The organism is Phytobacter diazotrophicus, from assembly GCF_052061655.1.
GTDB lineage: Bacteria > Pseudomonadota > Gammaproteobacteria > Enterobacterales > Enterobacteriaceae > Phytobacter > Phytobacter diazotrophicus.
In genome coordinates, this window is sequence record NZ_CM125428.1 from 1752643 (window position 1) to 1777618 (window position 24976).

Here is a 24976-nt window from a genome sequence, read left to right on the forward strand (position 1 = left end):
TGTAAAAAGTCACATCCTTGTAGTAAAATAAGTTGAGTTAGATCTCATAAACGGGTACATATAGCCGAAAAAAGGGCCAGGGTTCATCAATAAAAACCTGATAAATGAACCGTTAACCCGCACAGATCGCGGCGTCTTACGTTTTATGTGTCGCTGACGAGACGGTTTGTCAATAATGTGTTAATATGAATGTGAAATATTTGTGAAGTAATTGGTACTTCCGGGGACAGAAAGTGAATACATTACAACTCTCCATCATCCACCGTTTACCCCAGAGCTATCGCTGGCTTGACGGTTTTGCAGGCGCCAGGGTTGAACCGATTCCGCAAAATGACGATGACGCGGAAGGGAGTCTTGTGGCGCTGAAGTTATTGAGTCCGGATGGCGATAGCGCCTGGCCGGTTATGCACAAGCTGAGTCAGGCACTGAGTGACATCGCAGTGGATTGTTCCGTCGTGGAGTGCGAAGGTGAACCTTGTCTGTTCGTTAACTGTCAGGATGAGTTTGCAGCGACCTGCCGCCTGAAAAACTTTGGCGTCGCGATCGCTGAACCCTTCACCACTCAGAATCCTTTCTGAGCGTTAGCTTAATGATAAAAGCTGACGCGTGTAATCCTGCTGCGGCGCGCTAAACACGCGGTGACACTCTCCCTGCTCAACCACTTCTCCCTGTTTCAGCACAATCACCTGATGGCATAACGCGCGTACCACCTGCAAATCGTGACTGATAAAAATATAAGCCAGATGGTGCGTCTGCTGGAGCGATTTCAGTAAGGCGAGGATCTGCGCCTGTACTGTACGATCAAGGGAGGAGGTGGGTTCATCCAGTATGATCAGCTCCGGTTTCAGTATCAGTGCCCGGGCAATGGCAATACGCTGGCGCTGACCGCCAGAAAACTCACCCGGGAAACGTCGGCGGGTTTCTGGATCCAGACCAACCTCGTTCATGACTCTGATGACCTCTGCCTCCCGCGCTTCGCGCGTCAACGTCGGCTGGTGCACCAGTAATCCCTCTTCGATAATCTGCTGCACGTTCAGTCGTGGATTCAGTGAAGAGTTCGGATCCTGAAATACCACCTGGATGCGGTGGCGCACCGGTAGCATCTGTTTGCGATTCCATGCGTGAAGGGGGCTATCGGCAAAGGTAATGGTGCCCTGCGAGGCAATCAGTCGCAGCAGCGCCAGCCCGGTGGTACTCTTCCCGGAGCCAGACTCCCCAACCAGCCCCAGCGTTTCCCCTGCACGCAGGGTGAAGCTGATGTTATTGACCACCCGGTTTTCGCCCACCACACGTTTAAAAATACCTTTGCGGATCGGAAAACTGACGCCGAGATTTTCGACGCGCAGCAGTGGCGGTGTCTCCGGGGCCAGGGGAACCGGGTCGCCCGCGGGCTCGCTGTTCAACAGGCGCTGGGTATAAGGATGCGTTGGCGCGGCAAACAGGGCGCTTGCGCTGTTCTGCTCGACACACAGACCGTTTTGCATCACGGCAACGTTATCTGCCAGTTTGCGCACAATACTCAGGTTATGCGTGATAAACAGAAGCCCCATGTTCAGCTCCTGACGCAGTTCGCGCAGCAGCGTCAGGATTTGCGCCTGCACCGTCACATCCAGCGCGGTGGTGGGTTCGTCCGCAATCAATAATTCCGGACGAGTGAGCAGCGCCATGGCAATCATCACGCGTTGGCGTTCGCCGCCAGAAAGCTGGTGGGGAAAATCCCCCAGGCGCTGTCGGGCATTGCGGATACCCACCCGGTCAAGACAGGTCAGGATCTCGGCGCGGGCGGCCTCCCGGCGCATCCCCCGGTGTAGCGATAAGACCTCGTAGAGCTGCTTTTCCACGCTATGCAGTGGATTGAGCGACACCATCGGTTCCTGAAAAATCATTGCGATTTTATTGCCGCGCACCTGGCGCAATGTTTTCTCGCTGGCATGCAGCAGGCTTTCGCCATGAAACAGGATATCGCCCTGCGGATAGACAGCGGGTGGCGTGGGCAGCAGGCGAAGGATCGACAATGCGCTCACGCTTTTGCCCGAGCCGGATTCGCCGACCAGCGCCAGTGTTTCGCCCGCCTCAATTTGCAGCGAAAGCGAATCCACCACCGTGTGTTGTGTCTCCTGCTGACGAAAAGCGATAGACAGGGAATCAATGCGTAACAGGGGAGGGGTCATCTTATACCGCCTTGTTGGGATCGAAGGCGTCGCGCACCGCTTCACCAATAAAAATTAACAGCGACAGTAATACCGCCACAGATAAAAACGCCGCGATACCCAGCCATGGCGCCTGCAGATTGTTCTTCCCCTGCAGTAATAATTCGCCGAGCGACGGTGAACCCAGTGGCAAACCGAAGCCGAGGAAATCCAGCGAGGTCAGGGTGGAAATCGAGCTACATAAAATAAACGGCAGGAAGGTCAGCGTGGCGACCATCGCATTGGGCAGCATATGACGCAGCATAATGCTGCGGTCGTTCACCCCCAGCGCCTGCGCCGCACGGATGTAGTCGAAATTTCGCGTGCGCAGAAACTCAGCGCGCACCACGCCCACCAGACTCATCCAGCCGAACAGTACCGTAATGGCCAGCAACCACCAGAATCCAGGCTGTACGACGCTGGAGAGCAGAATAATCAGGAACAGCGTTGGCATGCCTGACCAGACCTCAATAAAGCGCTGGCCCCACAGATCGATTTTCCCGCCGTAATAGCCCTGTAGTGCGCCTGCGAGCACGCCGATAACGCAGGAGCAGAGCGTCAACATTAAGCCAAACAGCAATGAGATACGCGTCCCGTAGAGAATACGCGCCAGCACATCCCCGCCGTTGGCATCGGTACCTAACCAGTTCTGCTTTGAGGGTGGCGAGGGGAAAGGCTGAGTGGTGGAGTAGTTGATACTGCGCGCGCCAAAGCGGATGGGGGCATGAATCATCCAGCCATGCTGAGCGATTTGCTGCTGCAGCCAGGGATCCTGATAATCCGCAGGCGTGGCAAACGGACCGCCAAATTCGCTCTCGCTGTAGTTGAAAATCACCGGCGCGTACCAGTGACCCTGATAATGCACCAGCAGCGGTTTATCATTGGCGATCACTTCGGCAAACAGGCTGAGTAAAAAGATCAGCAGAAAAATCCACAGCGACCAAAAACCGCGGCGATTATGGCGAAAACGCGCCCAGCGAGTCTGGTTGACGTAGCTTAATTTAAACATCAGCGTCCCTCGAAATCGATGCGCGGGTCGACCAGTGTGTAAGTCATGTCGCTGAGGATATTCAGCAACAGGCCGATAAGCGTGAAAATATAAAGCGTGCCAAACATCACCGGATAATCGCGCGAGACGGTGGCCTCGTAGCCCAGCAGCCCCAGCCCATTAAGTGAGAAGATCACTTCAATGAGCAGTGAGCCGGTAAAAAACATGCTGATAAAGGTGGCAGGAAAGCCTGCGATCACCAGTAACATCGCGTTACGAAACACATGTTTGCGCATAATATTGCCTTCGCTGACGCCTTTTGCGCGCGCGGTCACCACATACTGTTTTCTGATCTCATCCATAAAGGAGTTTTTCGTCAGCATGGTCAGGGCCGCAAAGCCGCCAATGACGGTTGCCAGCACGGGCAGGGTGATGTGCCACAGGTAGTCGGTTACCTTAGCGTACCAGGGCAGGGTATCGAAGTTCGACGAAACCAGCCCACGCAGCGGGAAGATATCGTAATAGCTGCCGCCCGCAAAAAAGACGATCAGCAAAATAGCGAACAGAAATGCGGGGATCGCGTAGCCGATAATAATAAAAGCGCTGCTCCAGACGTCGAACCGGCTGCCGTTATAGACCGCTTTGCGGATCCCCAGGGGAATCGACACAAGATAGATAATCAGCGTCCCCCATAGCCCAAGCGTGACGGAAACCGGCAGGCTCTCTTTGATCAGTTGTAGCACTGAGGCGCTGCGAAACAGGCTATTGCCGAAGTCGAAACGGACATAGTCCCAGAGCATTTTGAAATAACGCTCATGAATCGGTTTGTCGAAGCCGTAGCGTTTGGTGATTTCAGCAATCACTTCCGGATCAAGCCCACGCCCGCCACGATAGTGGCTATCGTTGCTGGTAGCGCTGCCGACACCGGTTCGGGCGTGTGTGGCACCGCCACCTTCGACCGTCGTCCCCGGTAAGCCACTTTGGTTACCGAACTCAATCGCCGCAATGGCCTGATCGACCGGCCCTCCAGGGGCAATTTGTACGATGAAAAAGTTAATGGTGATAATCGCCCACAAGGTGGGAATGATCAGCAACAAGCGTCGAATAAAATAGGCGCCCATCCTGTCTCCTTAGCGTCTGTCTGCGGGCAGTTTTGCCGCTTTGTTCACGTCGTACCACCAGGTGTCGAAACCGAGTGAATAGACGGGGCGAATGCCTGGCATCGAGAACTTGTCCCAGTAGGCCACCTGATCGGCTGCCATATACCACATGGGCAACATGTAGTAATTCCACGTCAGCACCCGGTCGAGCGCCCGCCCTAGCGGCAGCAGTTTTTGCTTATCTCCCTGCGCCTGGATAATTTGTGCGATCAGTTTATCCAGTACCGGGCTTTTCACGCCGGGGGAGTTATAGGTTGAATCGATGTATTGCGAACTCCAGGAGATTTGCAGATCGGAACTGGGCCACGGCATTGCCCGCCATACGCGCGGCATCATGTCGTAATCGCGGGTGCGCAGACGATTGGTTATCTGTGAGTTATCGACCTGGCGGACTTCCATTGTAATACCCAGCCGCGCCAGGTTGTGCTGAAACGGCAACACCCACTGGTTGTTCCCGCCAGAAGGCAGCAGCATCTCGAAAACGAACGGTTTACCGGTCTGGGTGTTCACCAGTTTCTGGTCTTTCATTTCCCAGCCTGCCTGTTTAAGCAGCTCAGCGGCTTTCAGTAAGTTCTCGCGGTCATAGCCATCGCCTTTGGAGACGGGTGGAGTATAAATAGAGGTGAACACCTCCGGCGGCAGGTCGGCTTTCATCGGCGCCAGCAGCGTCAGCTCCGCAGCATCCGGATAATTGCGTGCGGCATATTCCGTGTTCTGGAAATAGCTGTTGGTGCGGCTGTAGGCGTTATAAAACAGTGCCTTGTTCATCCACTCAAAATCAAAGGCCAGCGAGACAGCTTCACGTACCCGACGGTCAGTGAACATTGGTCGCTGGATATTGAATGCCAGCCAACGGGTATCCTGCGCGGAGGTGTTTGGCTGCTCATCTTTAATGATATAGCCACGGTCAAAATTGCTGCCGATATAGCGCGTCGCCCAGTTTTTTGCACTGCCCTCGGTGCGCATATCGAACGCGCCAGCTTTAAAGGCCTCAAAGGCGACATTGTCGTCCAGATAATAGTCATAGCGAATACTGTCGAAATTCCAGCGCCCGCGATTGACCGGCAGCGTCGCGCCCCAGTAATCCTTCACGCGCGAGTAGGTCACGTACTGTCCCATCCGCCAACTGGTGATGCGATAAGGGCCGCTCCCGAGGGGAGGGGACGATAGCGGGTCGCTGAGTTTATGATCTTTCCAGAATTTCTCAGGCATAACCGGCAGAGAGAAGAGGCTAAGCATGTTCTCTTTGCCCGGTTCACCCAGTTCTATACGCACGGTTAAGGGGGAGATCGCTTTTACCGTGGTGCCTTTATAGATCAGGCGGAACTGCGGCACCCCTTCGGTCATAAACTTATGGAAGGTGAATGCCACATCGCTGGCCCGAATAGGTGAGCCGTCGTGGAAGGTGGCGCGCGGATTGATCGAGACCTCGACCCATGAATAATCATCGGCGTAGCGGGCCACCTCAGCAATCAGCGGATAGTAGCTGCCCGGTTCATCATCAGAGGTGGTAAACAGGCTGTCATAGAGCGACTCGGTGCGCACAGCGGCGTTACCGCGCAGTGCAAAGCGGTTGAAGTTATCGAACGTACCGAGATACGAAAGTGTAATATTGCCGCCTTTAGGCGCAGCGGGATTCACATAGTCAAAATGTGAAAAATTGATGGCATATTTGGGCTCGCCAATAACGGCAAACGCGTAATTCTCTTTTATAGTTTGCGCATGGCTAACGGTGCCAACCAGCAGCAAACTCAAAATAAACAGGCGCACAAACTTCATCGGGCGGGATCCTTTACCAGTGGCGCTCCGGGCGCACCAACGTTTTCTCATTGAATAATAAGGGAGGGTGCGCCCATTGTGAAATAATTAACGGCCTAAAGTCGTGATGAAAACTGCGGGGGATGCCACATTGTGAATTGTTCAAGTGTCATTGGGCGGCTGAAATAGTAACCCTGCATAAAATTAACGCCATGTTCCCGTAGCCAGCGAGCCTGTTCCGGCGTTTCGACACCTTCTGCCACGGTGGACATATTCAGACGTTTCGCCAGCGTCAGCACGGCATCAAGCACCGGTGACGTGACGGTTTCAGTACCAATGGCATTCACAAAGCCACGATCGATTTTGAGATAATCTACGGTGAAACGTTCAAGATAAATAAGTGCACTGTGACCAGTGCCGAAATCATCAATGGCAATTTCATAACCTTCATCACGCAGCCACTGGAATAATTTCACCGCCTCACTCTGGCGCAACATATCCCGCTCGGTGATTTCGAGTACGAGGCGGAAATAGTCGTCCGGAAGGGAATGCGTAAAGTGGCGAATATCCTCAGCAAAGCTTTCAACATGCAAATGGCCGGGCGAGATATTAATACCCAGTTTGGCCCCCTGTGGCAGCAGTGTCTGCAAGACCGGCGCATCGTGGGCAATAAGCTTAAACAGGTGCAGCGTCAGCGGCACGATCAACTGTTGCGCCTCGGCATACTGGATAAACGCATCTGGTGGGATCTCTCCGGCAGTGGGGTGCTTCCAGCGCATGAGTACTTCGACACCCCGCACCCGTAATTCACTGGCATCAACCACGGGTTGGTACACCACATAAAACTGATTCTGTTTAATGGCGGTAAGGATCTCTTTGCCTGGGCGCATTCGGATAAATAAACACCAGGCCGTCAGCAAACCGGCAAGTGTACCCATCATGCCGCCAAACAGCAGGGCAAATTGTACGTCTTCGGGTTCCCATGTTTTCGTATAAAGACTAATGGTCAGCGGAAAGCCAGCAAGATGCGCCGTGCGAAACGGTGCGGTTTGCAGGGTGCTTAGGTCAACAAGCCCCGCCGAAAAAGTGGAGATAGCGTTGTGGCCGATCCCGAGAGCAATACCGGTCAGTTCTTGTTGCTGTGAGGTATAAAGCAGGAAAGGGGTGAGGTTGACATTGAGTGATACAAAAACGCCACGGTCATCAAGCAAGGAACTACGGAACCACATTGCAATCGCAGGTTTGTCCGGCAACATTGGCGTGCCGTGTAAGATGACCATATCAAAGTCTTTGTGCAGATCAATCTCCGGCAGGAGATCCTTCATCGGCACGTGCATCACGCCCGTGGCAGAAGAACAAAATGCGTTATCGTTTTTGACTAATAAAAATGCGCGGACATTGGTGCTAAAAGCGGCGCGTGAAGTCAGCTCACTGGCGACATCAGCGCACTCATTGAGTGTTAATGGCTGGAGCGCCTCAGCGGTGGTCTTGATATCGCTAAAATAGCCTGTGAGCCAGTGCTGCATGCCCGCGAGTACGGCATTCATCTTTTGTTCGTGCTTCTTCTGAACAACTAAAAACTCAATCCCGCCAACGGCGATAGCCGCGAAAAGACCGATCAGAAGACTGAACAGAAGAATTTTCCGGCTGGCGGAAAAGTTGCGGGTCAACATCACTTATATCCATATCTGGCGAGTTTGAGCGAAAAAAAGCCAGGCAATTGCTCTATTTGATTTCCTGGAATATAGCCTGGAAAGACTTAATGAGACATATAAACAGGCAAGAAAAATGGGTATAAAAAAACACCGCCGAAGCAGTGTTCTTTTATCGTTTCGCGCCAGCCAAGGGATAACCGGCGAAAACATGCGTTAGCTGCGGGACAATATGCGGCGCGCTTCGTTGTAGCGCTTCTTCCAGTAGGGCTCATCCATGCTGGAAATCACCACACCACTACTTGTCGAAGCATGGACAAACTGGTTATTGCCAATGTAGATGCCTACATGGCGACCCGTTGACCCTGCTCTGAACAACACCAGGTCACCGGTACGCAAACTGGTGCGTGATACCGACTTACCCATTTCCTGCTGTTCGTAGGTTGAACGCGGTAATTCTAAACCAAACTGCTCACGGAAAGTGCGCTGGACGAAGCCGGAACAATCAATACCTTTCTTGGTGTCGCCGCCTAAGCGGTAACGTACACCTTTCCAGTCAGCATATTGATCGAGGATGCGATTTTTCACATCCAGATTGCGCACCATATTTTCAAATTCATCCTGAGAGGCTTGCAGTGAAGAGATATCTTCGCCCACAGCATGCGTCTCAGAATGCATGTTTTTCGCGGTATTTGTCGAACAAGCTGATAACAGAACCGCCACTGCTACCGCGGGAATCGCCCGCAAGATATATCTCAAAATCGGCTGAGATTTGACCATGTTAATTATTTTCCCTTGAAGTCCTTAACGATAAATATCGTTATAAAAAATGCCAACGCAGCGAGAGTAATTAGCTGTATGCAATGAGACAATTACCCGTGATCAAATCTGTGGATGAACGCACAAATTTCTTTGTTATGAGAATAATTGCTCATTAGCTCAAAGCAGACCCGAGATTACCCTATCACTACGGGCATTGCGAGCGCTTTTCTGCGATTTTTTATAAGAAATTATGATACAGAAAGTTAATTATCAGGAATGGCTAAAAAAGCGGCAATTTAGGTTAAGAATCATGCAAATCGCTAATTTGAATAGTGATTGTTATGACAGGGGGATGACAGAAAAGGCGAAGTTTTGACAAATTTTCATCAGGGATCGAAAACGATCCCTGATGATTGGCATACATCCATGTTATTAAATTGTATAAAAGTTGTTTATTTTCCCGGTAGGTAACGATTAAACAAGCTAATTATTTTGTCGCTAAGTGGTGTCATAAGACACCATGGCAGGCCAATCAGCACCACAGAAAGAGAGCCAACAGCAATATCGGTAAACCAGTGGGCACCAATCATCACACGAGGGAATGCGAAAACCACAAAAATAATCAGGGCAATGGCGAACGCTTTTTTACCAAAATAGCGCAACATGATAGAAGAAAAAATAAGCAACATCATGCCATGATCGCCCGGAAAACTGTCTTTGGAGGCATCCTTGGTCGGGAAATCCAGTAATTCACTGACCCGATGAATGCCGCTAAAAAAGAGGGTTGGGCTTTCGCGTTTAACGGGAATAAGCAATTGCGCGAGCTGATTAATAACCACCGCGAACAGCAACATAGTCAGGCCAATAATGACGATCCGGCGACGTCCGGCGCTGTCTTCATGCAACCAGAACGACAGCATCAGGCAGCCCATTGCTATGAGCGAGCAGGCGTCAAAGGCGCGGTTGTTGGTCAGCGCGACCAGCCACAGGAATGCATGGTTCTCAACGAGGCCGTTATTGAAGAAGTGGAAAATTGCCGCGTCCAGCGGAAACCAGAATCCATGATTGACCGGTAAATACCAGGACAGGAACAGCGCAAAACCAGCGACATTAAGCAAAAAAATAAGCGGTAAACGAGTCTTCATCTTTATCCATTTTTGAACAATACGGGCAAAACAGTAGTGCCCTTAACCTAAACGAAGCTTCAACAAACTGGCCTGCAAGGCATTCCAGTCCGCTTCGGAGGCGGTAATTAATTCAATACGGCTGTCCGGCGGCGCGACATTTTGCGTCTCAATATGCAGATCCAGGCCCTGGCGATTAATACGCACCAGCCCTTCGGGAATACGCATTACACCCTTGACGCGTTCGACTGGCGCAAGACGCGCCCACTCAAGCAAACCAATGGTGTCAAACTGCGTATCTGCGTCAAAAATCCAGCCGCACGCATGATGGCCCTGGCCACTATTCAGGCTGCGTCGCCAGCGCTGATGTTCAGGCAAGCTTAACGCCGCCAGTCCTTTTCTTTCGCCGGTGTGGTGGTGATGTTCGGCACTGGTGGGAAGTGCGCGAAGATTGCGGCGTGGGTTATCCAGCAGCGACACGGGAATATTGCCCTGTGTGGCGTTGATACGCAGACGGTCGCCGCCATGTTGTTGCCACCATGCCTCCAGTGCCTGTTGGCTCTCGACGCTGGTGCGGTCTTCTTTATTAGCGACAATGATGTCAGCCGCCGCCAGCTGGTCGCGGAAGTTTTCATTACCCGTCACTTTTTCGTCCAGCAACTGACGTGGGTCGATAAGGCACAGGGTCGCGCGCAGATCGATCCAGGGTTCATAGACAGGGGCAGTGAGCATATCGAGAATCTGTTTTGGATGGCCCAGGCCGGTAGGCTCAATCAGTAAACGATCGGGTTTACCCTGACGTAATAGCGTATTAAGGCCAACCTGCATTGGCAGGCCGTTCACGCAGCACATGCATCCGCCGGGGATCTCTTTTAATAAGGCCCCGCTGTCCGCCAGTAACGCGCCATCGATGCCCACTTCGCCAAATTCATTGACCAGAACGGCCCATTTTTCGTTGGGGTCTTTATTTGCCAGCATATGGAGAATGGACGTTGTCTTCCCGCTGCCAAGAAAGCCAGTAATCAGATTTGTTTTCGTCACGTTTACTCCAGCATTACGCACAATAATAAGTGCGACAATCCTGGCGAAAATTGGCAAAAAAGAGAAGGGCAGGAGCGGAGAAAGCACTTTCCGCCCCTTTTAATGGCAGAAAATGTTAAATCTGCAGGGCGCTACGCACCGCCTGGTGCGCCCCTTGCGTGCGCAACTGTTGCCATGCACTGTCGATGGCATTCACGAAACGCGGATCGGTGGGTAAATCAGTACCGAAGATTTCACTGAGCGCCAGCAACGCCCCAACGCGCTCCCTTTCACTGCTGGTCTCGACGATAGCCCGTAACTTATCGGCCAGGGGATCACGCACATCAATGGCCTCGCCTGCGTCATCCGTTCCGCTGACATAGCGCATCCAGCCCGCCACGCCGAGTGCCAGCAACGGCCAGTGGCTTTCACGCTGCAAATGCACGCGAATGCTATCCAGCATACGCTGCGGCAGTTTCTGGCTACCGTCCATCGCTATCTGCCAGGTGCGATGTTTAAGTGCCGGGTTGGAAAAACGGGCAATCAGATTGTCTGCATATGCGTTGAGGTCCACGCCGGTAATAGCTAGCGTAGGGGCCTGTTCGCCAAGCATCAACTGATATGCGGCACGGCGAAAAACGTCATCCTGCATACAATCGCTGATATGGGCAAACCCGGCCAGATACCCCAGGTACGCGAGGAACGAATGGCTACCGTTCAGCATACGCAGCTTCATCTGTTCCCACGGGCGAACGTCTTGTACCAGTTGCACGCCTGCCACTTCCCATTGCGGACGACCGGCAACAAAGTTGTCTTCAATGACCCACTGAATATAAGGTTCGCAACTGATGGCACAGGGATCGGCAACCCCCAATTCAGCGGCAATTTCCGCCAGTGATTCGTCAGTCGCGGCTGGCACGATACGGTCCACCATGGTTGAGGGGAAACTGACATGCGTATCAATCCACTGTGCCAGTTCGGAGGAACGGGTCTGCGCCATACCCAGTACCGCGTTTTTCACGATGTGACCATTATCCGGAATATTGTCGCAAGAAAGCACCGTAAAGGCGGGCAGGCCGCGCTCACGTCGACGGGCGAGCGCTTCCACCAGAATGCCTGGTGCGGAATGCGGTTCGCCAGGCTCCTGCAGATCATGGGCAATGCGCGGCTGTGTGAGGTCCAGTTTGCCGGTTGCCGGGTCGATGCAATAGCCTTTCTCGGTGATGGTCAGGGAAACAATGGCTACCTGTGGTTCGCAAAACTTTTCAATAATGGCCGCCAGTGAGTCCAGTTTGGCATTCAGACATTCGTTAACCGCGCCAACAACGTAGGCTTTATTCCCGTCAGCCCCTTTCTCCAGCACGGTGTAAAGATGATCTTGCGCGCGCAACTGAGCCATAAGCTGGTCGCCGCTGAACAGGCTAATTTCGCATATGCCCCAGTCGCCCCCCTGCGCGTTCAGCACACGGTCAGTCAACAGTGCCTGATGCGCGCGGTGAAAGGCGCCAAAACCGAAGTGAACAATGCGCGAACGCAATGAACGGCGATCATATTGGGGTAACTGCACCGTTTCTGGCAGCGTTACGGAGGCAATTGTTTGCATTGAAATACACCTGTTTAACCATTAATTAACAATATGTAGTGTAAAGTTATATGACAGCAAATTGAATTGGTGTGCCTGAAATATCCGGGTAATGTGAGCTGGATCAATCATTCTTGCGGCGGCGTTTGACCCTCTGCGTTAAACATGTATGGTAGTCGTCATAAGCTTTGCGGTATTGGTATAACAACTTTGAGGATGAGGCGATGGAACAAACCTGGCGTTGGTACGGACCGAACGATCCGGTTTCATTAGATGATGTGCGTCAGGCTGGCGCAACAGGTGTTGTGACGGCACTGCACCATATTCCCAACGGTCAGGTCTGGCCGGTAGAAGAAATCAAACAGCGTCAGGCATTGCTGGCTGAAAAAGGGCTGACCTGGTCGGTGGTGGAAAGTATTCCTGTGCATGAAGATATTAAAACGCACAGTGGACAGTATGACACCTGGATTGCTAACTATCAGCAAAGCATCCGCAACCTGGCAGCCTGTGGCATCGATACCGTGTGCTACAACTTTATGCCGATCCTCGACTGGACGCGTACCGATCTGGAATACGAACTACCGGACGGCTCCAAAGCGCTGCGTTTTGATCAGATTGCTTTTGCTGCGTTTGAACTTTATATCCTCAAACGCGACGGTGCGCAGGCTGATTACACCGAAGAAGAACAGCAGCAGGCGCAGGCCTATTTTGAAGCGATGAGCGCAGCGGAAATTGAAAAACTGACGCGCAACATTATTGCTGGTCTGCCGGGTGCGGAAGAGGGGTACACGCTGGATCAGTTCCGTGCCCGTCTGGCGGAATACGATGGCATCAACAAAGATCAGTTGCGCGAAAATATGGCTTATTTCCTGCGCGCGATTGTTGCCGTGGCTGAAGAAGTCGGCGTGCGTCTGGCGGTGCACCCGGACGATCCGCCGCGTCCAATCCTTGGCCTGCCGCGTATTGTCTCGACCATTGAGGACATGCACTGGCTGAAAAACGCGGTCGACAGCATCAATAACGGTTTCACTATGTGCACGGGTTCCTATGGTGTACGCGCCGATAACGATCTGGTGAATATGATTGAGACTTTCGGCGACCGTATTCACTTCACGCACCTGCGTTCGACCTGCCGTGAAGATAACCCGAAAACCTTCCATGAAGCGGCGCACCTGCAAGGCGATGTGGATATGGTTTCGGTTGTGGCGGCGATCCTGAGTGAAGAGCAGCGCCGTAAGAAAGCTGGCGACCTGCGTCCGATTCCGTTCCGTCCGGATCACGGTCATCAGATGCTTGATGACCTGCGTAAAAAAACTAACCCAGGCTATTCGGCGATTGGTCGCCTGAAAGGGATGGCTGAAGTGCGCGGCGTGGAACTGGCGCTTAAGAAAACGCTGTTCCGCGACCTGTTGTAATCCGTTAGCTTCGCTCTGAAATAAAAAAAGGACAGTTTTCACTGTCCTTTTTTACTTTTACAGGCTGACTTAGTCCGCACGGCCCATATAACGGCTTTCTTCAATATGAATGCGGATTTTCTCGCCGGTGGTCAGGTATTCCGGAACCTGAATCACCAGACCCGTACTCATGGTTGCCGGTTTGGTACGTGAACTGGCTGACGCGCCTTTGATGCCTGGTGCGGTTTCAACAATTTCCAGATCAACGGTCTGCGGCAATTCCAGCGCCAGCAGTTGGCCATCCCAGGTCAGCACCTGCATATCCGGCATTCCGCCTTCCGGGATAAAGAGCAGTTCTTCTTCGATCTGCTCTTTTGTGAAGGTGTACGGCGTGTAATCTTCTTTATCCATAAACACGTATTCGTTGCCATCAACATAGGAGAAGTCAACGAAACGGCGGGTCAGAGTCACGGTATCAACGATATCGTCACCTTTGAAACGTTCTTCGACTTTCAGGCCGGTGCGCACATCGGAGAAACGCATTTTATAGAGGGTTGCGGCGCCGCGGGCGCTCGGTGACTGAATATCAATATTCTTTACAATCAGCAGCTTGCCGTTGTAGTTCAGCACCATACCTTTCTTGATTTCGTTCGCTCTTGGCATCAGTGGGATCCTGTAAATTAAAAATAACGAAAATATCGCGACAAAGTACCCGCGAGGGCCTTTGCAGGCAAGTGGAATCGCTGAGTTTTGCGTTTGACGGGGAAAACAGGTAGTTTGGCGGCCAGCCCAACAGAGAGTCGTGATTATGGAATGCCGTACGGATTGCGGAGCGTGCTGTATCGCCCCTTCGATTTCAAGTCCTATCCCCGGTATGCCACAGGGCAAGTCGGCCAACACGCGTTGTATCCAACTGGCGGATGACAACACGTGTAAAATTTTCGGCTCCCCGCTACGTCCAGCGGTCTGCGCCAGCCTGCAACCGAGCGCTGGCATGTGTTTCAGCGATCGGGAGGCGGCCATGACCTTCCTGATTAATCTGGAAGCCGCGACCGCACCTTAAGGCGACTCCGCGCTGTTCTGATATTTCGCTTCATGCTCCAGTAACCATTTCTTGCGCGCAATACCGCCGCCGTAGCCTGTCATTGCACCGTCCTTGCCAGGGATCCGGGGGCAGGGGATGACAATCGCAATACGATAATCAACAGACTGTGTTGTTCATCAGCAAGGCGCTGGCGAATGGCGTTCAGTAGTGATGCAAATTCAGCAGAATCCTCAACATCCGCTTTCCTTGCTGAACCCGGCTGTTTTCCAGGTTAATGCCTGCGACACCGAGTTCCGCCAGCGTGAGCAGGTTGTCGATAATCTGCTCATGACTTTCACCATAGCCATACTCCATATCAACGGTCAGCGGCAGGGGGCAGCAAGCCCGTAAACGGACGATCATGTGGTGGAGTACTGCAAAGGTAATGCCGTCGCCATCGTCATCGCCATTCATCGCGGCAATGGCCGCACTGGAGGTGCCCATTGCCTGATAACCCGCAGCCTGTGCGGTTCTGGCGCTGGAGACATCCCAGACATTTGCTATCAGTAACGCGCCGTCTTGTTGGTGTAAAAGGGCAAAATTCATCATCACAATCCTCTGTTGAATGGGCGCTTAACGGTACCGATAAGGCGTGACGGGCAACAACCGAAAAACGGACAGGTATTTTTCCCTCTCTCTTTTTTGCTCACAAAAACGGAACAATATTTCTACGATATTGTTGTGCTGATGGGTGCTGAATGTGACCAAAAAAGACGGTCAGCTTTGTTCAGCAAAAACGGGATGCCAGGGAGTGAAATGTGCAGTAGATCGTAATTTTGCAATCAAAAATGAGACTTTTCTTGATTGATGAAGCGGAAAAGTCAAGACTTCTCGAAACGTTTCAGCGTCATCTTGTTTTCAACACATTTCAGGGTGGCGCATTATTTCTCAAGTTAGCTGAAACGATTCAGTTCAGCAGGAGAGGATTTACATGTTCCAGTTATCCGTTCAGGACATCCATCCGGGCCAGCAGGCCGGGACGAAAGAAGAGGCGATTCGTCAGATTGCTGCCGCACTGGCAGAAGCAGGCAACGTCGCCGGTGGTTATGTTGATGGCATGCTGGCGCGTGAGCAGCAGACGTCGACGTTCCTTGGCAACGGGATTGCCATTCCTCACGGGACGACTGATACCCGCGACCAGGTGTTGAAAACCGGCGTCAAAGTGTTCCAGTTCCCGCAAGGCATTCTCTGGGGGGAAGGCCAGGTCGCCTATGTGGCTATCGGTATTGCCGCCAGTTCTGATGAACACCTGGGCCTGCTGCGTCAGCTGACCCACGTCCTGAGCGATGATTCCGTTGCTGCACAACTGCAATCGGCGACCACAGCAGAAGAACTGCGTGCGTTGCTGATGGGTGAACAGCAAGTGGCGTCGCTGAAACTGGATAACGATACCCTGAGCCTTGACGTTGTCGCCAGCGACCTGGTGACGCTGCAGGCGCTGAACGCTGCGCGGCTGAAAGAAGCGGGCGCGGTTGATGCTGTCTATGTGGCGCGCGCAATTAACGAACAACCGCTGAATCTTGGGCAGGGGATCTGGTTGAACGACAGCGCACAGGGCAACCTGGCGAGCGCGGTGGCTGTCAGCCGTGCTGCAAAAGCATTTGATGTGAACGGTGAAAGCGTTGCGCTGCTGGTCAGTGTAGCAATGGCTGATGACCAGCCGGTTGCCGTGCTCAAACGTCTGAGCAATCTGCTGCTCGACAATAAAGCTGACCGTCTTCTGAGCGCAGATGCCGCTACCCTGCTGGCTCTGTTGACCAGCGACGACGCTATTGCTGACAACCTGCTGACCGCTGAGTTTGTTGTACGCAACGAACATGGTCTTCATGCCCGTCCGGGCACCATGCTGGTCAATACCATCAAACAATTTAATAGCGAAGTGACTGTCGCTAACCTCGACGGTACCGGTAAATCCGCCAATGGGCGTAGCCTGATGAAAGTGGTCGCGCTGGGCGTGAAGAAAGGTCACCGTCTGCGTTTTACCGCACAGGGTGATGATGCTGAACAGGCGCTGAAAGCGATTGGCGAAGCCATCGCTGCCGGTCTGGGGGAGGGCGCATAATGAGCAGACGTGTCGCTACTATTACCCTTAACCCTGCCTATGATCTGGTCGGGTATACCCCGGAAATTGAACGCGGTGAAGTGAACCTGGTTCGCACTACCGGCCTGCATGCTGCGGGTAAAGGTATCAACGTGGCGAAAGTCCTGAAAGATCTGGGCATCGACGTGACCGTTGGCGGCTTCCTGGGCAAAGACAACCAGGACGGTTTCCAGCAATTGTTCAGCGAACTGGGCATTGCTAACCGCTTCCAGATTGTCCAGGGCCGTACCCGTATCAACGTGAAGTTGACGGAAAAAGACAGCGAAGTCACTGACTTTAACTTCTCCGGCTTCGAAGTGACGCCGGCAGACTGGGAACGTTTTGTTGCAGACTCTCTGACCTGGCTGGGTCAGTTCGACATGGTTTGTGTCAGCGGCAGCTTGCCATCTGGTGTGAGCCCGGAAGCCTTTACCGACTGGATGACGCGCCTGCGCAGCCAGTGCCCATGCATCATTTTCGACAGCAGCCGCGATGCGCTGGTTGCCGGTCTGAAAGCTGCGCCGTGGCTGGTTAAACCTAACCGTCGCGAACTCGAAATTTGGGCTGGTCGCAAATTACCAGAATTGAAAGATGTGATCGACGCGGCGCATGCGCTTCGTGAACAAGGAATTGCCCATGTGGTTATTTCACTGGGCGCGGAAGGGGCGTTGTGGGTTAACGCTTCGGGCGAATGGATCGCCAAACCGCCGTCAATGGAGGTGGTAAGCACCGTTGGCGCAGGGGATTCAATGGTTGGCGGTCTGATTTATGGCCTGTTAATGCGAGAGTCCAGTGAACATACGTTGCGCCTGGCCACTGCCGTGGCTGCACTGGCCGTTAGCCAGAGCAATGTAGGTATTACCGATCGTACCCAGTTAGCCGCGATGATGGCGCGTGTTGACTTAAAACCCTTTAACTAACAGCAGGAGAGCATAATGAAAACGCTGCTGATAATTGATTCTGAACTCGGTCAAGCTCGCGCATATATGGCGAAAAGCCTGTTAGGCGCAGCGGCACAAAAAGCGAATTTGCAGTTTATCGACAACCCTGGTGAAGCTGAACTGGCGATCGTTCTGGGCTCCCGCGTGCCGGCTGACAGCGCGCTGAGCGGTAAGAAAGTCTGGTTGGGCGACATCAACCGCGCTGTGGCTCATCCGGAACTGTTTTTAAGTGAAGCAAAGAACCACGCTTCTCCGTACACGGCTCCGGCGGCGGTACCTGTAACGTCCAACAGTGGTCCGAAACGTATCGTGGCTATCACCGCCTGCCCGACGGGTGTTGCACACACCTTTATGGCTGCTGAGGCCATTGAAACCGAAGCGAAAAAACGCGGCTGGTGGGTGAAGGTCGAAACACGCGGCTCTGTTGGCGCGGGTAACGCCATCACGCCGGAAGAAGTGGCACAAGCCGATCTGGTGATCGTCGCCGCTGACATCGAAGTGGAGCTGGCGAAATTCGCTGGCAAACCGATGTACCGTACCACCACGGGCCTGGCACTGAAGAAAACGGCGCAGGAATTAGACAAAGCGCAAGCCGAAGCGAAAACGTATCAGCCGAGCGGCGGTACGCAATCTGCGAGCAGTGAAGGTAAAAAAGAGAGTGCGGGCGCCTATCGCCACCTGCTGACCGGTGTTTCTTACATGCTGCCGATGGTCGTTGCCGGTGGTCTGTGTATCGCACTGTCCTTTGCCTTCGGTATTACTGCATTTAAAACGCCGGATACGCTGGCTGCCGCGCTGATGCAAATCGGTGGTGGGTCTGCGTTTGCCCTGATGGTGCCGGTGCTGGCCGGTTACATTGCCTTCTCCATCGCTGACCGTCCGGGTCTGACGCCGGGTCTTATTGGCGGTATGCTGGCCGTAAGTACCGGCTCTGGCTTTATCGGCGGTATTATTGCCGGTTTCCTTGCGGGTTATCTGGCGAAAGCCATCAGTAAAGGCGTTAAGCTGCCGCCAAGTATGGAAGCGCTGAAACCGATCCTGATCATTCCGCTGTTCTCAAGCCTGATTGTTGGTCTGGCGATGATCTACCTTATCGGTAAACCGGTTGCGGGTATCCTTGCAGGTCTGACGTCCTGGCTGCAATCCATGGGTACGGCGAATGCTGTCCTGCTGGGTGCAATTCTCGGTGGCATGATGTGTACCGACATGGGTGGTCCGGTGAACAAAGCGGCCTACGCCTTTGGTGTTGGTCTGTTGAGTACGCAGACTTACGCACCGATGGCCGCCATCATGGCTGCCGGTATGGTGCCGCCTCTGGCGATGGGTCTGGCGACCATTGTTGCCCGTAAGAAATTTGATAAAGGGCAGCAGGAAGGGGGCAAAGCGGCGCTGGTTCTGGGCCTGTGCTTTATCTCCGAAGGTGCGATTCCGTTCGCAGCACGTGATCCGATGCGTGTTCTGCCATGCTGTATCGCCGGTGGCGCGCTGACGGGGGCTATCTCTATGGCGATTGGCGCGAAACTGATGGCACCGCACGGTGGCCTGTTCGTTCTGCTGATTCCAGGTGCAATCACCCCGGTTGTAGGTTATCTGCTCTCTATCGTGGCAGGTACCCTGCTGGCGGGCCTGGTCTATGCGTTCCTGAAACGCCCGGAAACCGAAGCTGTTGCCAAAGCCGCATAATGTGTTTGACTGAGTAATAAAGGGGCCGGGAAACTGGCCCTTTTTTTATTTCCCCGCCTTCTGTGCCCCGCATCTCATTTCTGTAACGTGTTTTAGTCTCGATCCCTATAAATTTGTGATGACCTTCATATCTATTCACCTTCGCTTGTCTGGGCGTATTTACTTTACGTAAATTCAGCTTACGATAAACACATGTTCAAAAATAAACATGTGCTCTAATAAGGTTTGGCAACCAGGCGATAAACGAATTGTTGTCTCGACGATCTCATTAATATGGCATTTTTTGCCAGAGGGCGTTTTATGCGTAAAAAGGATTATATAATCACTATTGGTTCCGCCAATATGGATGTGGCGGGCTATTCACATGGTGTATTGAATTACGCGGATTCCAACCCGGGGAAAATAAAGTTCACGCCGGGCGGTGTGGGGCGTAATATTTCACAGAATCTGGCATTGCTGGGAACTGAGTCATGGCTACTCACCGTGGTGGGCGATGATTTTTATGGCCAGTCTCTGTTAAATCAAACCAGTCAGTCCGGCGTGCGAATAGAAAAATGCCTTATTGTGGCAGGTGAGAATACATCGAGTTATTTATCGCTCCTCGATAATAGCGGCGAAATGCTGGTAGCCATTAATGATATGAATATTACCGATCATTTGTCTGCGGATTTCCTGGCAAAACATATCGATTTTATTCGCGACGCCAGCGTAATTGTTGCTGACTGCAATATCAGTGAAGACGCGCTCGCCTGGCTGCTGACACATGCGGGAGATACGCCAGTTTTCATCGACCCGGTATCCGCCTGGAAATGCGTCAAAATACGCGACTGGCTGGGACAGATTCATACCCTGAAACCCAACCGCCTTGAGGCCGAAACACTCAGTGGCATTACGCTTTCCGGGCGCGACGATGTAGGAAAGGTTGCCGAGTGGTTTCATGCTCGCGGTCTGCGACGGCTGGTGCTGAGCATGGGTGGCGACGGCGTTTATTACAGCGAGCGCGATGGTGTAAGTGGGTGGTCACCTCCGATTAAAACCCAGGTCGTTAATGTCACCGGGGCGGGTGATGCCATGATGGCGGGTCTGGCGGCCTGTTGGGTAGAAGGTTTTTCATTTATCGATTCGGTCCGTTTTGCGCAAGGGTGCTCCTCTATGGCTCTGGCGTCCGAATATACCAATAATCCTGACTTATCTTTTTCAAAAGTCACATCGCTAGTGGAGAAACAAGATGTCTGAATTAACGATTTCCCCTGAATTACTGCATATCTCTGCGGAAGTAAAAGAAGCGCTGAAAAATAACAAACCAGTTGTAGCGCTGGAATCGACAATTATTTCTCACGGTATGCCCTTCCCGCAAAATGCGCAAACGGCAATTGAAGTTGAAGAGACTATTCGAAAACACGGTGCGGTGCCGGCAACTATCGCCATTATTAAAGGCGTCATGAAAGTTGGCCTGACGAAAGAGGAAATTGAATTATTAGGCCGTGAAGGGCACAGCGTCGCAAAAGTCAGTCGCCGTGATTTACCTTTTGTGGTCGCCGCTGGATTAAATGGTGCAACCACGGTGGCATCCACCATGATTATTGCCGCGCTGGCCGGTATTAAAGTTTTTGCGACCGGGGGCATTGGCGGCGTTCACCGTGGTGCCGAACATACCTTTGATATTTCCGCTGATTTGCAGGAGCTGGCGCACACTAATGTCACGGTCGTTTGCGCAGGGGCGAAATCTATTCTCGACCTCGGCCTGACCACCGAATATCTGGAAACCTTCGGTGTACCGTTAATTGGTTATCAGACCAAATCATTGCCGGCGTTTTTCTGCCGTACCAGCCCGTTTGAGGTCAGCATTCGTCTGGACAGCGCAAAAGAGATCGCGCGTGCGATGGCGGTTAAGTGGCAAACCGGCCTTAACGGTGGCCTGGTGGTAGCGAACCCGATTCCTGAACAGTTTGCGATGGCGGAAGAGAAAATCAACGCCGCTATCGATCGGGCGGTGAAAGAGGCCGAAGAGCAGGGCGTGGTCGGTAAAGATAGCACGCCGTTCCTGCTGGCTCGTGTAGCCGAGCTAACCGGCGGCGATAGCCTGAAATCAAACATTCAGCTGGTGTTCAACAACGCCGTGCTGGCATGTGAAATCGCAAAAGAGTACCAACGTCTCGCATAAACCGGGCGCGGGCAGTGAGCGGTCGCCCGCAGGGATATCAGACATACCAAAACCTGGCGTTTACGCCGGGTTTCCTGGCATGAAGGGAAAATCATTATGGATATAATGAGAAGTTTTCTGGGTATGGTGGTATTACTGGCCATCGCTTTTCTGCTGTCAGTAAATAAAAAACGCATTAGTTTACGCACTGTTGGCGCGGCGCTACTGCTGCAAATCGCTATCGGCGGGATTATGCTCTATTTCCCGCCGGGCAAATGGCTGGTTGAGCAGGCGGCGCTGGGCGTACATAAAGTGATGTCCTACAGCGACGCGGGCAGCGCCTTTATCTTCGGGTCGCTGGTCGGGCCGAAAATGGATGTGCTGTTTGACGGTGCCGGGTTTATTTTTGCCTTCCGCGTGCTGCCTGCGATCATCTTCGTTACCGCCTTAATCAGCCTGCTTTACTATATTGGCGTGATGGGGCTGCTGATCCGCATTCTGGGTGGGATTTTCCAGAAAGCGCTTAAGATCAGCAAAATCGAATCCTTCGTTGCCGTAACCACGATTTTCCTCGGACAGAATGAAATCCCGGCTATCGTGAAACCGTTTATTCATAAGCTCAATCGCAACGAACTGTTTACCGCTATCTGTAGCGGGATGGCGTCAATTGCCGGGTCGATGATGATCGGCTACGCCGGAATGGGGGTGCCGATTGATTACCTGCTGGCGGCGTCACTCATGGCAATTCCGGGCGGTATCCTGTTTGCCCGTATGCTGAGCCCGGCCACCGAGGACTCCCAGGTCACTTTTGAAAACCTCTCGTTTACCGAAACACCGCCAAAAAGCATTATCGAAGCGGCGGCGTCTGGCGCGATGACCGGGTTGAAAATTGCCGCGGGTGTGGCGACGGTGGTGATGGCATTTGTGGCGATCATCGCGCTGCTGAACGGCATTATTGGCGGTGTGGGCGGCTGGTTCGGTTTCGGCAACGCGACGCTTGAAGGGATCTTTGGTTATGCGCTGGCACCGCTGGCTTGGATCATGGGCGTGGACTGGCACGATGCGACCCTGGCTGGCAGCCTGATCGGGCAGAAACTGGCGATCAATGAGTTCGTTGCCTATCTCAATTTCTCCCCTTATCTGCAAGCGGGCGGCTCGCTGGATGTCAAAACCATCGCCATTATTTCGTTTGCGCTGTGTGGGTTTGCCAACTTCGGTTCTATTGGCGTGGTGGTTGGCGCGTTTTCCGCGATTGCCCCCCAACGTGCGCCGGAAATCGCCCAGCTTGGGATGCGGGCGCTGGCGGCGGCAACGCTCTCTAACCTGATGAGTGCCACCATCGCCGGGTTCTTTATCGGTCTTGCCTGAGTCAACGGCACGCCAGTGTCACTGGCGTGCGTTCTTTACGCTTCAGCTTTGCTTGTATTGAGTAACGCCATCGCATTTTCTGCTGAGAGGGCAGGGTTGTTGATGCTCACGCTGGCGCGGGAAATCGCCGCACAGGCCATGGCAAAGTGGGCGCTCTCGGTAAAATCCCCACCTTCCAGGAAGCTATATAACAGCCCCGCCATAAATCCGTCATCGGCCCCGAAACGGTCGGTGAAGGTGTGATCCGGCGAGGTCAGCAGAAGCTGCTCACCATCACGTTTAGAGCAGAACACGGAATCATCGTCCAGATACACGAAGATGCGTTGCACCCCTTGTTCATGGAGTGAATTGACCGCCGCGATTTTGTCTGCTTCACGACGAATCGGCTGACCCCATAAGATTTGCAGCTCTTGTAACGTGGGTTTCAGCGTGTGAATGCGTGACAGCCAGGGGCGAATCTTATCGGCTTTGAACTCGGAAACCGTATCGACGAAGACCGGAATATTCCCAGCCATGGTGAAGACCCACTGCAATGCCTCTTCGGTCAGGTTGCAATCAGCGAGCACCACACCTGCATGCATCACCAGATCGCGTGAGGCATTGAGCAACTGTGGCGTCAATTGCTGCAGAATATGGGTATCGTTGATGGCCAGCACCGTCTCTTCCTGCTGATTGGCAACCGACAGATAGGTAGAAGTGTTGTGCCCGTGCAGACGAATACAGCTTTGCACGTTCACCCCGGCCTGACGGGTCTGTTCCAGTAACGTTTCGCCGTAAAAATCATCCCCCACGGCGGAGATAAGGTGCACATCGCGGCCCAGCAGGGCGAGGTTATGGGCAACATTACGCCCTACGCCGCCTGCGGAGCACTGGATATTACCGGGGTTGGAGGCGGACTGCGGGTAATGGATATCCGCCACGCCGCGAATATCCATATTAATGGCGCCAAACACCACGCAGTAATCCTGCTCGGTCAGAATGTAGCCTTTGCCTTTAATAAGACCTTTACGCATCAAATCCATAATATGGGCGGCGACGCGTGAACGGCTGATTTGTAAAATATCGCCTATCTCATTTTGCTGAATAAGTGGGTTGCTGCGCAGGATTTGTAATATCTGTTTTTCCCTGTCGTTCATTTACGCCACGGCCTCTTCATTTTGTTGGGCTTTCAGCCAGGCAATCTCTTCTGCCCAGATGTCCGGGTTGATGGTTTCCAGAATCATCGGAATACCGTCGAAGCGATCGTCTTGCATGATCCAGCGGAAGGCATCATGACCAATATTGCCTTCGCCCAGGCTGTGGTGGCGGTCGACACGGCTGCCGAATGCGCTTTTGGCATCGTTGAGGTGCATACCGCGCAGGTAGTTGAACCCCACTACGCGTTCAAATTCGGCGAACACTTTCGCGGTGCTTTCGGTGGTGCGCAGGTCGTACCCGGCGGCAAACGCATGGCAGGTATCGATACACACGCCGACGCGGGATTTGTCTTCGACACCATCGATAATGGCAGCAAGATGCTCAAAGCGAAAGCCGAGGTTGCTGCCCTGGCCTGCGGTGTTTTCGATAACCGCCGTGACGCCTTTGGTTTGTGCGAGCACAATGTTAATGGATTCGGCAATGCGCGCCAGGCACTTATCTTCATCGATTTGCATCAGATGGCTGCCGGGGTGGAAGTTCAGCAGCGTCAGCCCCAGTTGTTCGCAGCGTTGCACTTCATCGAGAAAGGCATCGCGGGATTTCTCCAGCGCCTCTTCAACCGGGTGACCCAGATTAATCAAATAACTGTCGTGGGGCAGAATTTGTCCCGGCTGATAGTGGTATTTTTCGCAGGCGGCTTTGAATTCATCAATCGTCTCGCTGGTGAGCGGCGCGGCACGCCATTGACGCTGATTTTTTGTGAACAGGGCAAACGCAGTGGCTTCGATTTCTGCTGCGCGAATGGCGGCATTGGCCAGACCGCCGGCGGCGCTGACATGCGCTCCGATGTATTTCATGTAAAGACTCCTGTTAAACCCGCAATACGCGTCATCCTTCATGCTGCATCGTTG

22 protein-coding genes and 1 pseudogene are annotated in these 24976 nt (G+C 53.0%); 9 read left to right on the forward strand and 14 right to left on the reverse strand.

What is annotated here, in order from left to right; genetic code table 11:
* Positions 1–233 precede the first annotated feature (233 nt).
* Positions 234–578, forward strand: coding sequence for a YejG family protein (locus ACS0RQ_RS08420; RefSeq protein ID WP_039079943.1), 345 nt, complete (start codon positions 234–236; stop codon positions 576–578).
* A 3-nt stretch (positions 579–581) separates the two neighbouring features.
* On the opposite strand, the gene yejF is transcribed toward ACS0RQ_RS08420, so the two are convergent.
* The 9 genes from yejF to ACS0RQ_RS08465 form a co-directional block, all read right to left on the reverse strand.
* Positions 582–2171, reverse strand: a complete 1590-nt coding sequence (yejF, locus tag ACS0RQ_RS08425) for a microcin C ABC transporter ATP-binding protein YejF (RefSeq protein ID WP_271850773.1) — start codon at positions 2169–2171, stop codon at positions 582–584.
* 1 nt (position 2172) lies between these two features.
* Positions 2173–3198, reverse strand: coding sequence for a microcin C ABC transporter permease (locus ACS0RQ_RS08430; RefSeq protein ID WP_271850772.1), 1026 nt, complete (start codon positions 3196–3198; stop codon positions 2173–2175).
* Positions 3198–4298: a microcin C ABC transporter permease YejB gene (locus tag ACS0RQ_RS08435; RefSeq protein ID WP_039079946.1), complete on the reverse strand. Its 1101-nt coding sequence runs from the start codon at positions 4296–4298 to the stop codon at positions 3198–3200. Before ACS0RQ_RS08435 ends, ACS0RQ_RS08430 begins: the two co-directional genes overlap by 1 nt.
* 9 nt (positions 4299–4307) lie before the next feature.
* On the reverse strand, positions 4308–6116 hold the full coding sequence (locus tag ACS0RQ_RS08440) for an extracellular solute-binding protein (protein ID WP_271850771.1): 1809 nt from the start codon (positions 6114–6116) through the stop codon (positions 4308–4310).
* A 95-nt stretch (positions 6117–6211) separates the two neighbouring features.
* Positions 6212–7768, reverse strand: a complete 1557-nt coding sequence (gene pdeN, locus ACS0RQ_RS08445) for a cyclic di-3',5'-guanosine monophosphate phosphodiesterase PdeN (RefSeq protein ID WP_271850770.1) — start codon at positions 7766–7768, stop codon at positions 6212–6214.
* Positions 7769–7963: 195 nt separating this feature from the next.
* On the reverse strand, positions 7964–8527 hold the full coding sequence (gene mepS / locus ACS0RQ_RS08450) for a bifunctional murein DD-endopeptidase/murein LD-carboxypeptidase (protein WP_039079949.1): 564 nt from the start codon (positions 8525–8527) through the stop codon (positions 7964–7966).
* Positions 8528–8961: 434 nt separating this feature from the next.
* Complete coding sequence (locus tag ACS0RQ_RS08455) at positions 8962–9654, reverse strand: phosphatase PAP2 family protein (RefSeq protein WP_271850769.1); 693 nt, start codon at positions 9652–9654, stop codon at positions 8962–8964.
* Positions 9655–9696: 42 nt separating this feature from the next.
* On the reverse strand, positions 9697–10674 hold the full coding sequence (locus tag ACS0RQ_RS08460; RefSeq protein WP_271850768.1) for a CobW family GTP-binding protein: 978 nt from the start codon (positions 10672–10674) through the stop codon (positions 9697–9699).
* A 115-nt stretch (positions 10675–10789) separates the two neighbouring features.
* Complete coding sequence (locus ACS0RQ_RS08465; protein WP_271850767.1) at positions 10790–12256, reverse strand: mannitol dehydrogenase family protein; 1467 nt, start codon at positions 12254–12256, stop codon at positions 10790–10792.
* Positions 12257–12459: 203 nt separating this feature from the next.
* On the opposite strand from ACS0RQ_RS08465, the gene uxuA reads away from it, so the two are divergent.
* Positions 12460–13650: a mannonate dehydratase gene (gene uxuA / locus ACS0RQ_RS08470; RefSeq protein WP_039079952.1), complete on the forward strand. Its 1191-nt coding sequence runs from the start codon at positions 12460–12462 to the stop codon at positions 13648–13650.
* Between the two features lie 69 nt (positions 13651–13719).
* Here uxuA and yeiP read toward each other — a convergent pair whose 3' ends face one another.
* Complete coding sequence (yeiP, locus tag ACS0RQ_RS08475) at positions 13720–14292, reverse strand: elongation factor P-like protein YeiP (RefSeq protein WP_039079953.1); 573 nt, start codon at positions 14290–14292, stop codon at positions 13720–13722.
* A 145-nt stretch (positions 14293–14437) separates the two neighbouring features.
* Between yeiP and ACS0RQ_RS08480 the strand changes: the two genes are divergently transcribed.
* Positions 14438–14692 carry a YkgJ family cysteine cluster protein gene (locus ACS0RQ_RS08480; protein WP_271850766.1) on the forward strand — a complete coding sequence of 85 codons (255 nt, stop codon included), beginning with the start codon at positions 14438–14440 and terminating at the stop codon, positions 14690–14692.
* Here ACS0RQ_RS08480 and ACS0RQ_RS08485 read toward each other — a convergent pair.
* Positions 14689–14826, reverse strand: a pseudogene (locus ACS0RQ_RS08485) (MGMT family protein); the annotation flags it as partial. The gene ACS0RQ_RS08480 and the pseudogene ACS0RQ_RS08485 sit on opposite strands and share 4 nt — an antisense overlap.
* A 49-nt stretch (positions 14827–14875) precedes the next feature.
* Positions 14876–15262 (reverse strand): isocitrate lyase/phosphoenolpyruvate mutase family protein, encoded by a 387-nt coding sequence (locus ACS0RQ_RS08490; protein WP_271850765.1) that lies wholly within the window; start codon positions 15260–15262, stop codon positions 14876–14878.
* Positions 15263–15644: 382 nt separating this feature from the next.
* On the opposite strand from ACS0RQ_RS08490, the gene fruB reads away from it, so the two are divergent.
* The 6 genes from fruB to ACS0RQ_RS08520 all read left to right on the forward strand — a co-directional run bounded on the left by fruB (position 15645) and on the right by ACS0RQ_RS08520 (position 22928).
* A complete protein-coding gene (gene fruB / locus ACS0RQ_RS08495) occupies positions 15645–16775 on the forward strand; it encodes a fused PTS fructose transporter subunit IIA/HPr protein (protein WP_039079955.1) in 1131 nt (376 codons plus the stop codon).
* On the forward strand, positions 16775–17713 hold the full coding sequence (gene fruK, locus ACS0RQ_RS08500; protein WP_039079956.1) for a 1-phosphofructokinase: 939 nt from the start codon (positions 16775–16777) through the stop codon (positions 17711–17713). The genes fruB and fruK overlap by 1 nt, the downstream gene beginning before the upstream one ends.
* A gap of 15 nt (positions 17714–17728) precedes the next feature.
* Entirely contained in the window at positions 17729–19417 is a 1689-nt protein-coding gene (fruA, locus tag ACS0RQ_RS08505) for a PTS fructose transporter subunit IIBC (RefSeq protein WP_271850764.1), read from the forward strand.
* 300 nt (positions 19418–19717) lie between these two features.
* A complete protein-coding gene (locus ACS0RQ_RS08510; protein ID WP_271850763.1) occupies positions 19718–20653 on the forward strand; it encodes a pseudouridine kinase in 936 nt (311 codons plus the stop codon).
* Positions 20646–21581 (forward strand): pseudouridine-5'-phosphate glycosidase, encoded by a 936-nt coding sequence (locus ACS0RQ_RS08515; protein WP_334632433.1) that lies wholly within the window; start codon positions 20646–20648, stop codon positions 21579–21581. The genes ACS0RQ_RS08510 and ACS0RQ_RS08515 overlap by 8 nt, the downstream gene beginning before the upstream one ends.
* 96 nt (positions 21582–21677) lie before the next feature.
* Complete coding sequence (locus ACS0RQ_RS08520; RefSeq protein WP_271850761.1) at positions 21678–22928, forward strand: NupC/NupG family nucleoside CNT transporter; 1251 nt, start codon at positions 21678–21680, stop codon at positions 22926–22928.
* 35 nt (positions 22929–22963) lie between these two features.
* Here the strand turns inward: ACS0RQ_RS08520 and ACS0RQ_RS08525 are convergent, their stop codons facing one another.
* Both ACS0RQ_RS08525 and nfo read right to left on the reverse strand, forming a co-directional pair.
* Positions 22964–24064: a sugar kinase gene (locus tag ACS0RQ_RS08525; RefSeq protein ID WP_271850760.1), complete on the reverse strand. Its 1101-nt coding sequence runs from the start codon at positions 24062–24064 to the stop codon at positions 22964–22966.
* Positions 24065–24922 (reverse strand): deoxyribonuclease IV, encoded by an 858-nt coding sequence (nfo, locus tag ACS0RQ_RS08530; protein ID WP_079496282.1) that lies wholly within the window; start codon positions 24920–24922, stop codon positions 24065–24067.
* Positions 24923–24976: the final 54 nt, after the last annotated feature.

Excerpts from the sequence above, each read along its gene's own strand:
- yejF (WP_271850773.1), bottom strand. The coding sequence starts at position 2,171 with ATGACCCCTCCCCTGTTACGCATTGATTCCCTGTCTATCGCTTTTCGT.
- ACS0RQ_RS08430 (WP_271850772.1), bottom strand. The coding sequence starts at position 3,198 with ATGTTTAAATTAAGCTACGTCAACCAGACTCGCTGGGCGCGTTTTCGC.
- ACS0RQ_RS08435 (WP_039079946.1), bottom strand. The coding sequence starts at position 4,298 with ATGGGCGCCTATTTTATTCGACGCTTGTTGCTGATCATTCCCACCTTG.
- ACS0RQ_RS08440 (WP_271850771.1), bottom strand. The coding sequence starts at position 6,116 with ATGAAGTTTGTGCGCCTGTTTATTTTGAGTTTGCTGCTGGTTGGCACC.
- pdeN (WP_271850770.1), bottom strand. The coding sequence starts at position 7,768 with ATGTTGACCCGCAACTTTTCCGCCAGCCGGAAAATTCTTCTGTTCAGT.
- mepS (WP_039079949.1), bottom strand. The coding sequence starts at position 8,527 with ATGGTCAAATCTCAGCCGATTTTGAGATATATCTTGCGGGCGATTCCC.
- ACS0RQ_RS08455 (WP_271850769.1), bottom strand. The coding sequence starts at position 9,654 with ATGAAGACTCGTTTACCGCTTATTTTTTTGCTTAATGTCGCTGGTTTT.
- ACS0RQ_RS08465 (WP_271850767.1), bottom strand. The coding sequence starts at position 12,256 with ATGCAAACAATTGCCTCCGTAACGCTGCCAGAAACGGTGCAGTTACCC.
- uxuA (WP_039079952.1), top strand. The coding sequence starts at position 12,460 with ATGGAACAAACCTGGCGTTGGTACGGACCGAACGATCCGGTTTCATTA.
- yeiP (WP_039079953.1), bottom strand. The coding sequence starts at position 14,292 with ATGCCAAGAGCGAACGAAATCAAGAAAGGTATGGTGCTGAACTACAAC.
- ACS0RQ_RS08480 (WP_271850766.1), top strand. The coding sequence starts at position 14,438 with ATGGAATGCCGTACGGATTGCGGAGCGTGCTGTATCGCCCCTTCGATT.
- ACS0RQ_RS08490 (WP_271850765.1), bottom strand. The coding sequence starts at position 15,262 with ATGATGAATTTTGCCCTTTTACACCAACAAGACGGCGCGTTACTGATA.
- fruB (WP_039079955.1), top strand. The coding sequence starts at position 15,645 with ATGTTCCAGTTATCCGTTCAGGACATCCATCCGGGCCAGCAGGCCGGG.
- fruK (WP_039079956.1), top strand. The coding sequence starts at position 16,775 with ATGAGCAGACGTGTCGCTACTATTACCCTTAACCCTGCCTATGATCTG.
- fruA (WP_271850764.1), top strand. The coding sequence starts at position 17,729 with ATGAAAACGCTGCTGATAATTGATTCTGAACTCGGTCAAGCTCGCGCA.
- ACS0RQ_RS08510 (WP_271850763.1), top strand. The coding sequence starts at position 19,718 with ATGCGTAAAAAGGATTATATAATCACTATTGGTTCCGCCAATATGGAT.
- ACS0RQ_RS08515 (WP_334632433.1), top strand. The coding sequence starts at position 20,646 with ATGTCTGAATTAACGATTTCCCCTGAATTACTGCATATCTCTGCGGAA.
- ACS0RQ_RS08520 (WP_271850761.1), top strand. The coding sequence starts at position 21,678 with ATGGATATAATGAGAAGTTTTCTGGGTATGGTGGTATTACTGGCCATC.
- ACS0RQ_RS08525 (WP_271850760.1), bottom strand. The coding sequence starts at position 24,064 with ATGAACGACAGGGAAAAACAGATATTACAAATCCTGCGCAGCAACCCA.
- nfo (WP_079496282.1), bottom strand. The coding sequence starts at position 24,922 with ATGAAATACATCGGAGCGCATGTCAGCGCCGCCGGCGGTCTGGCCAAT.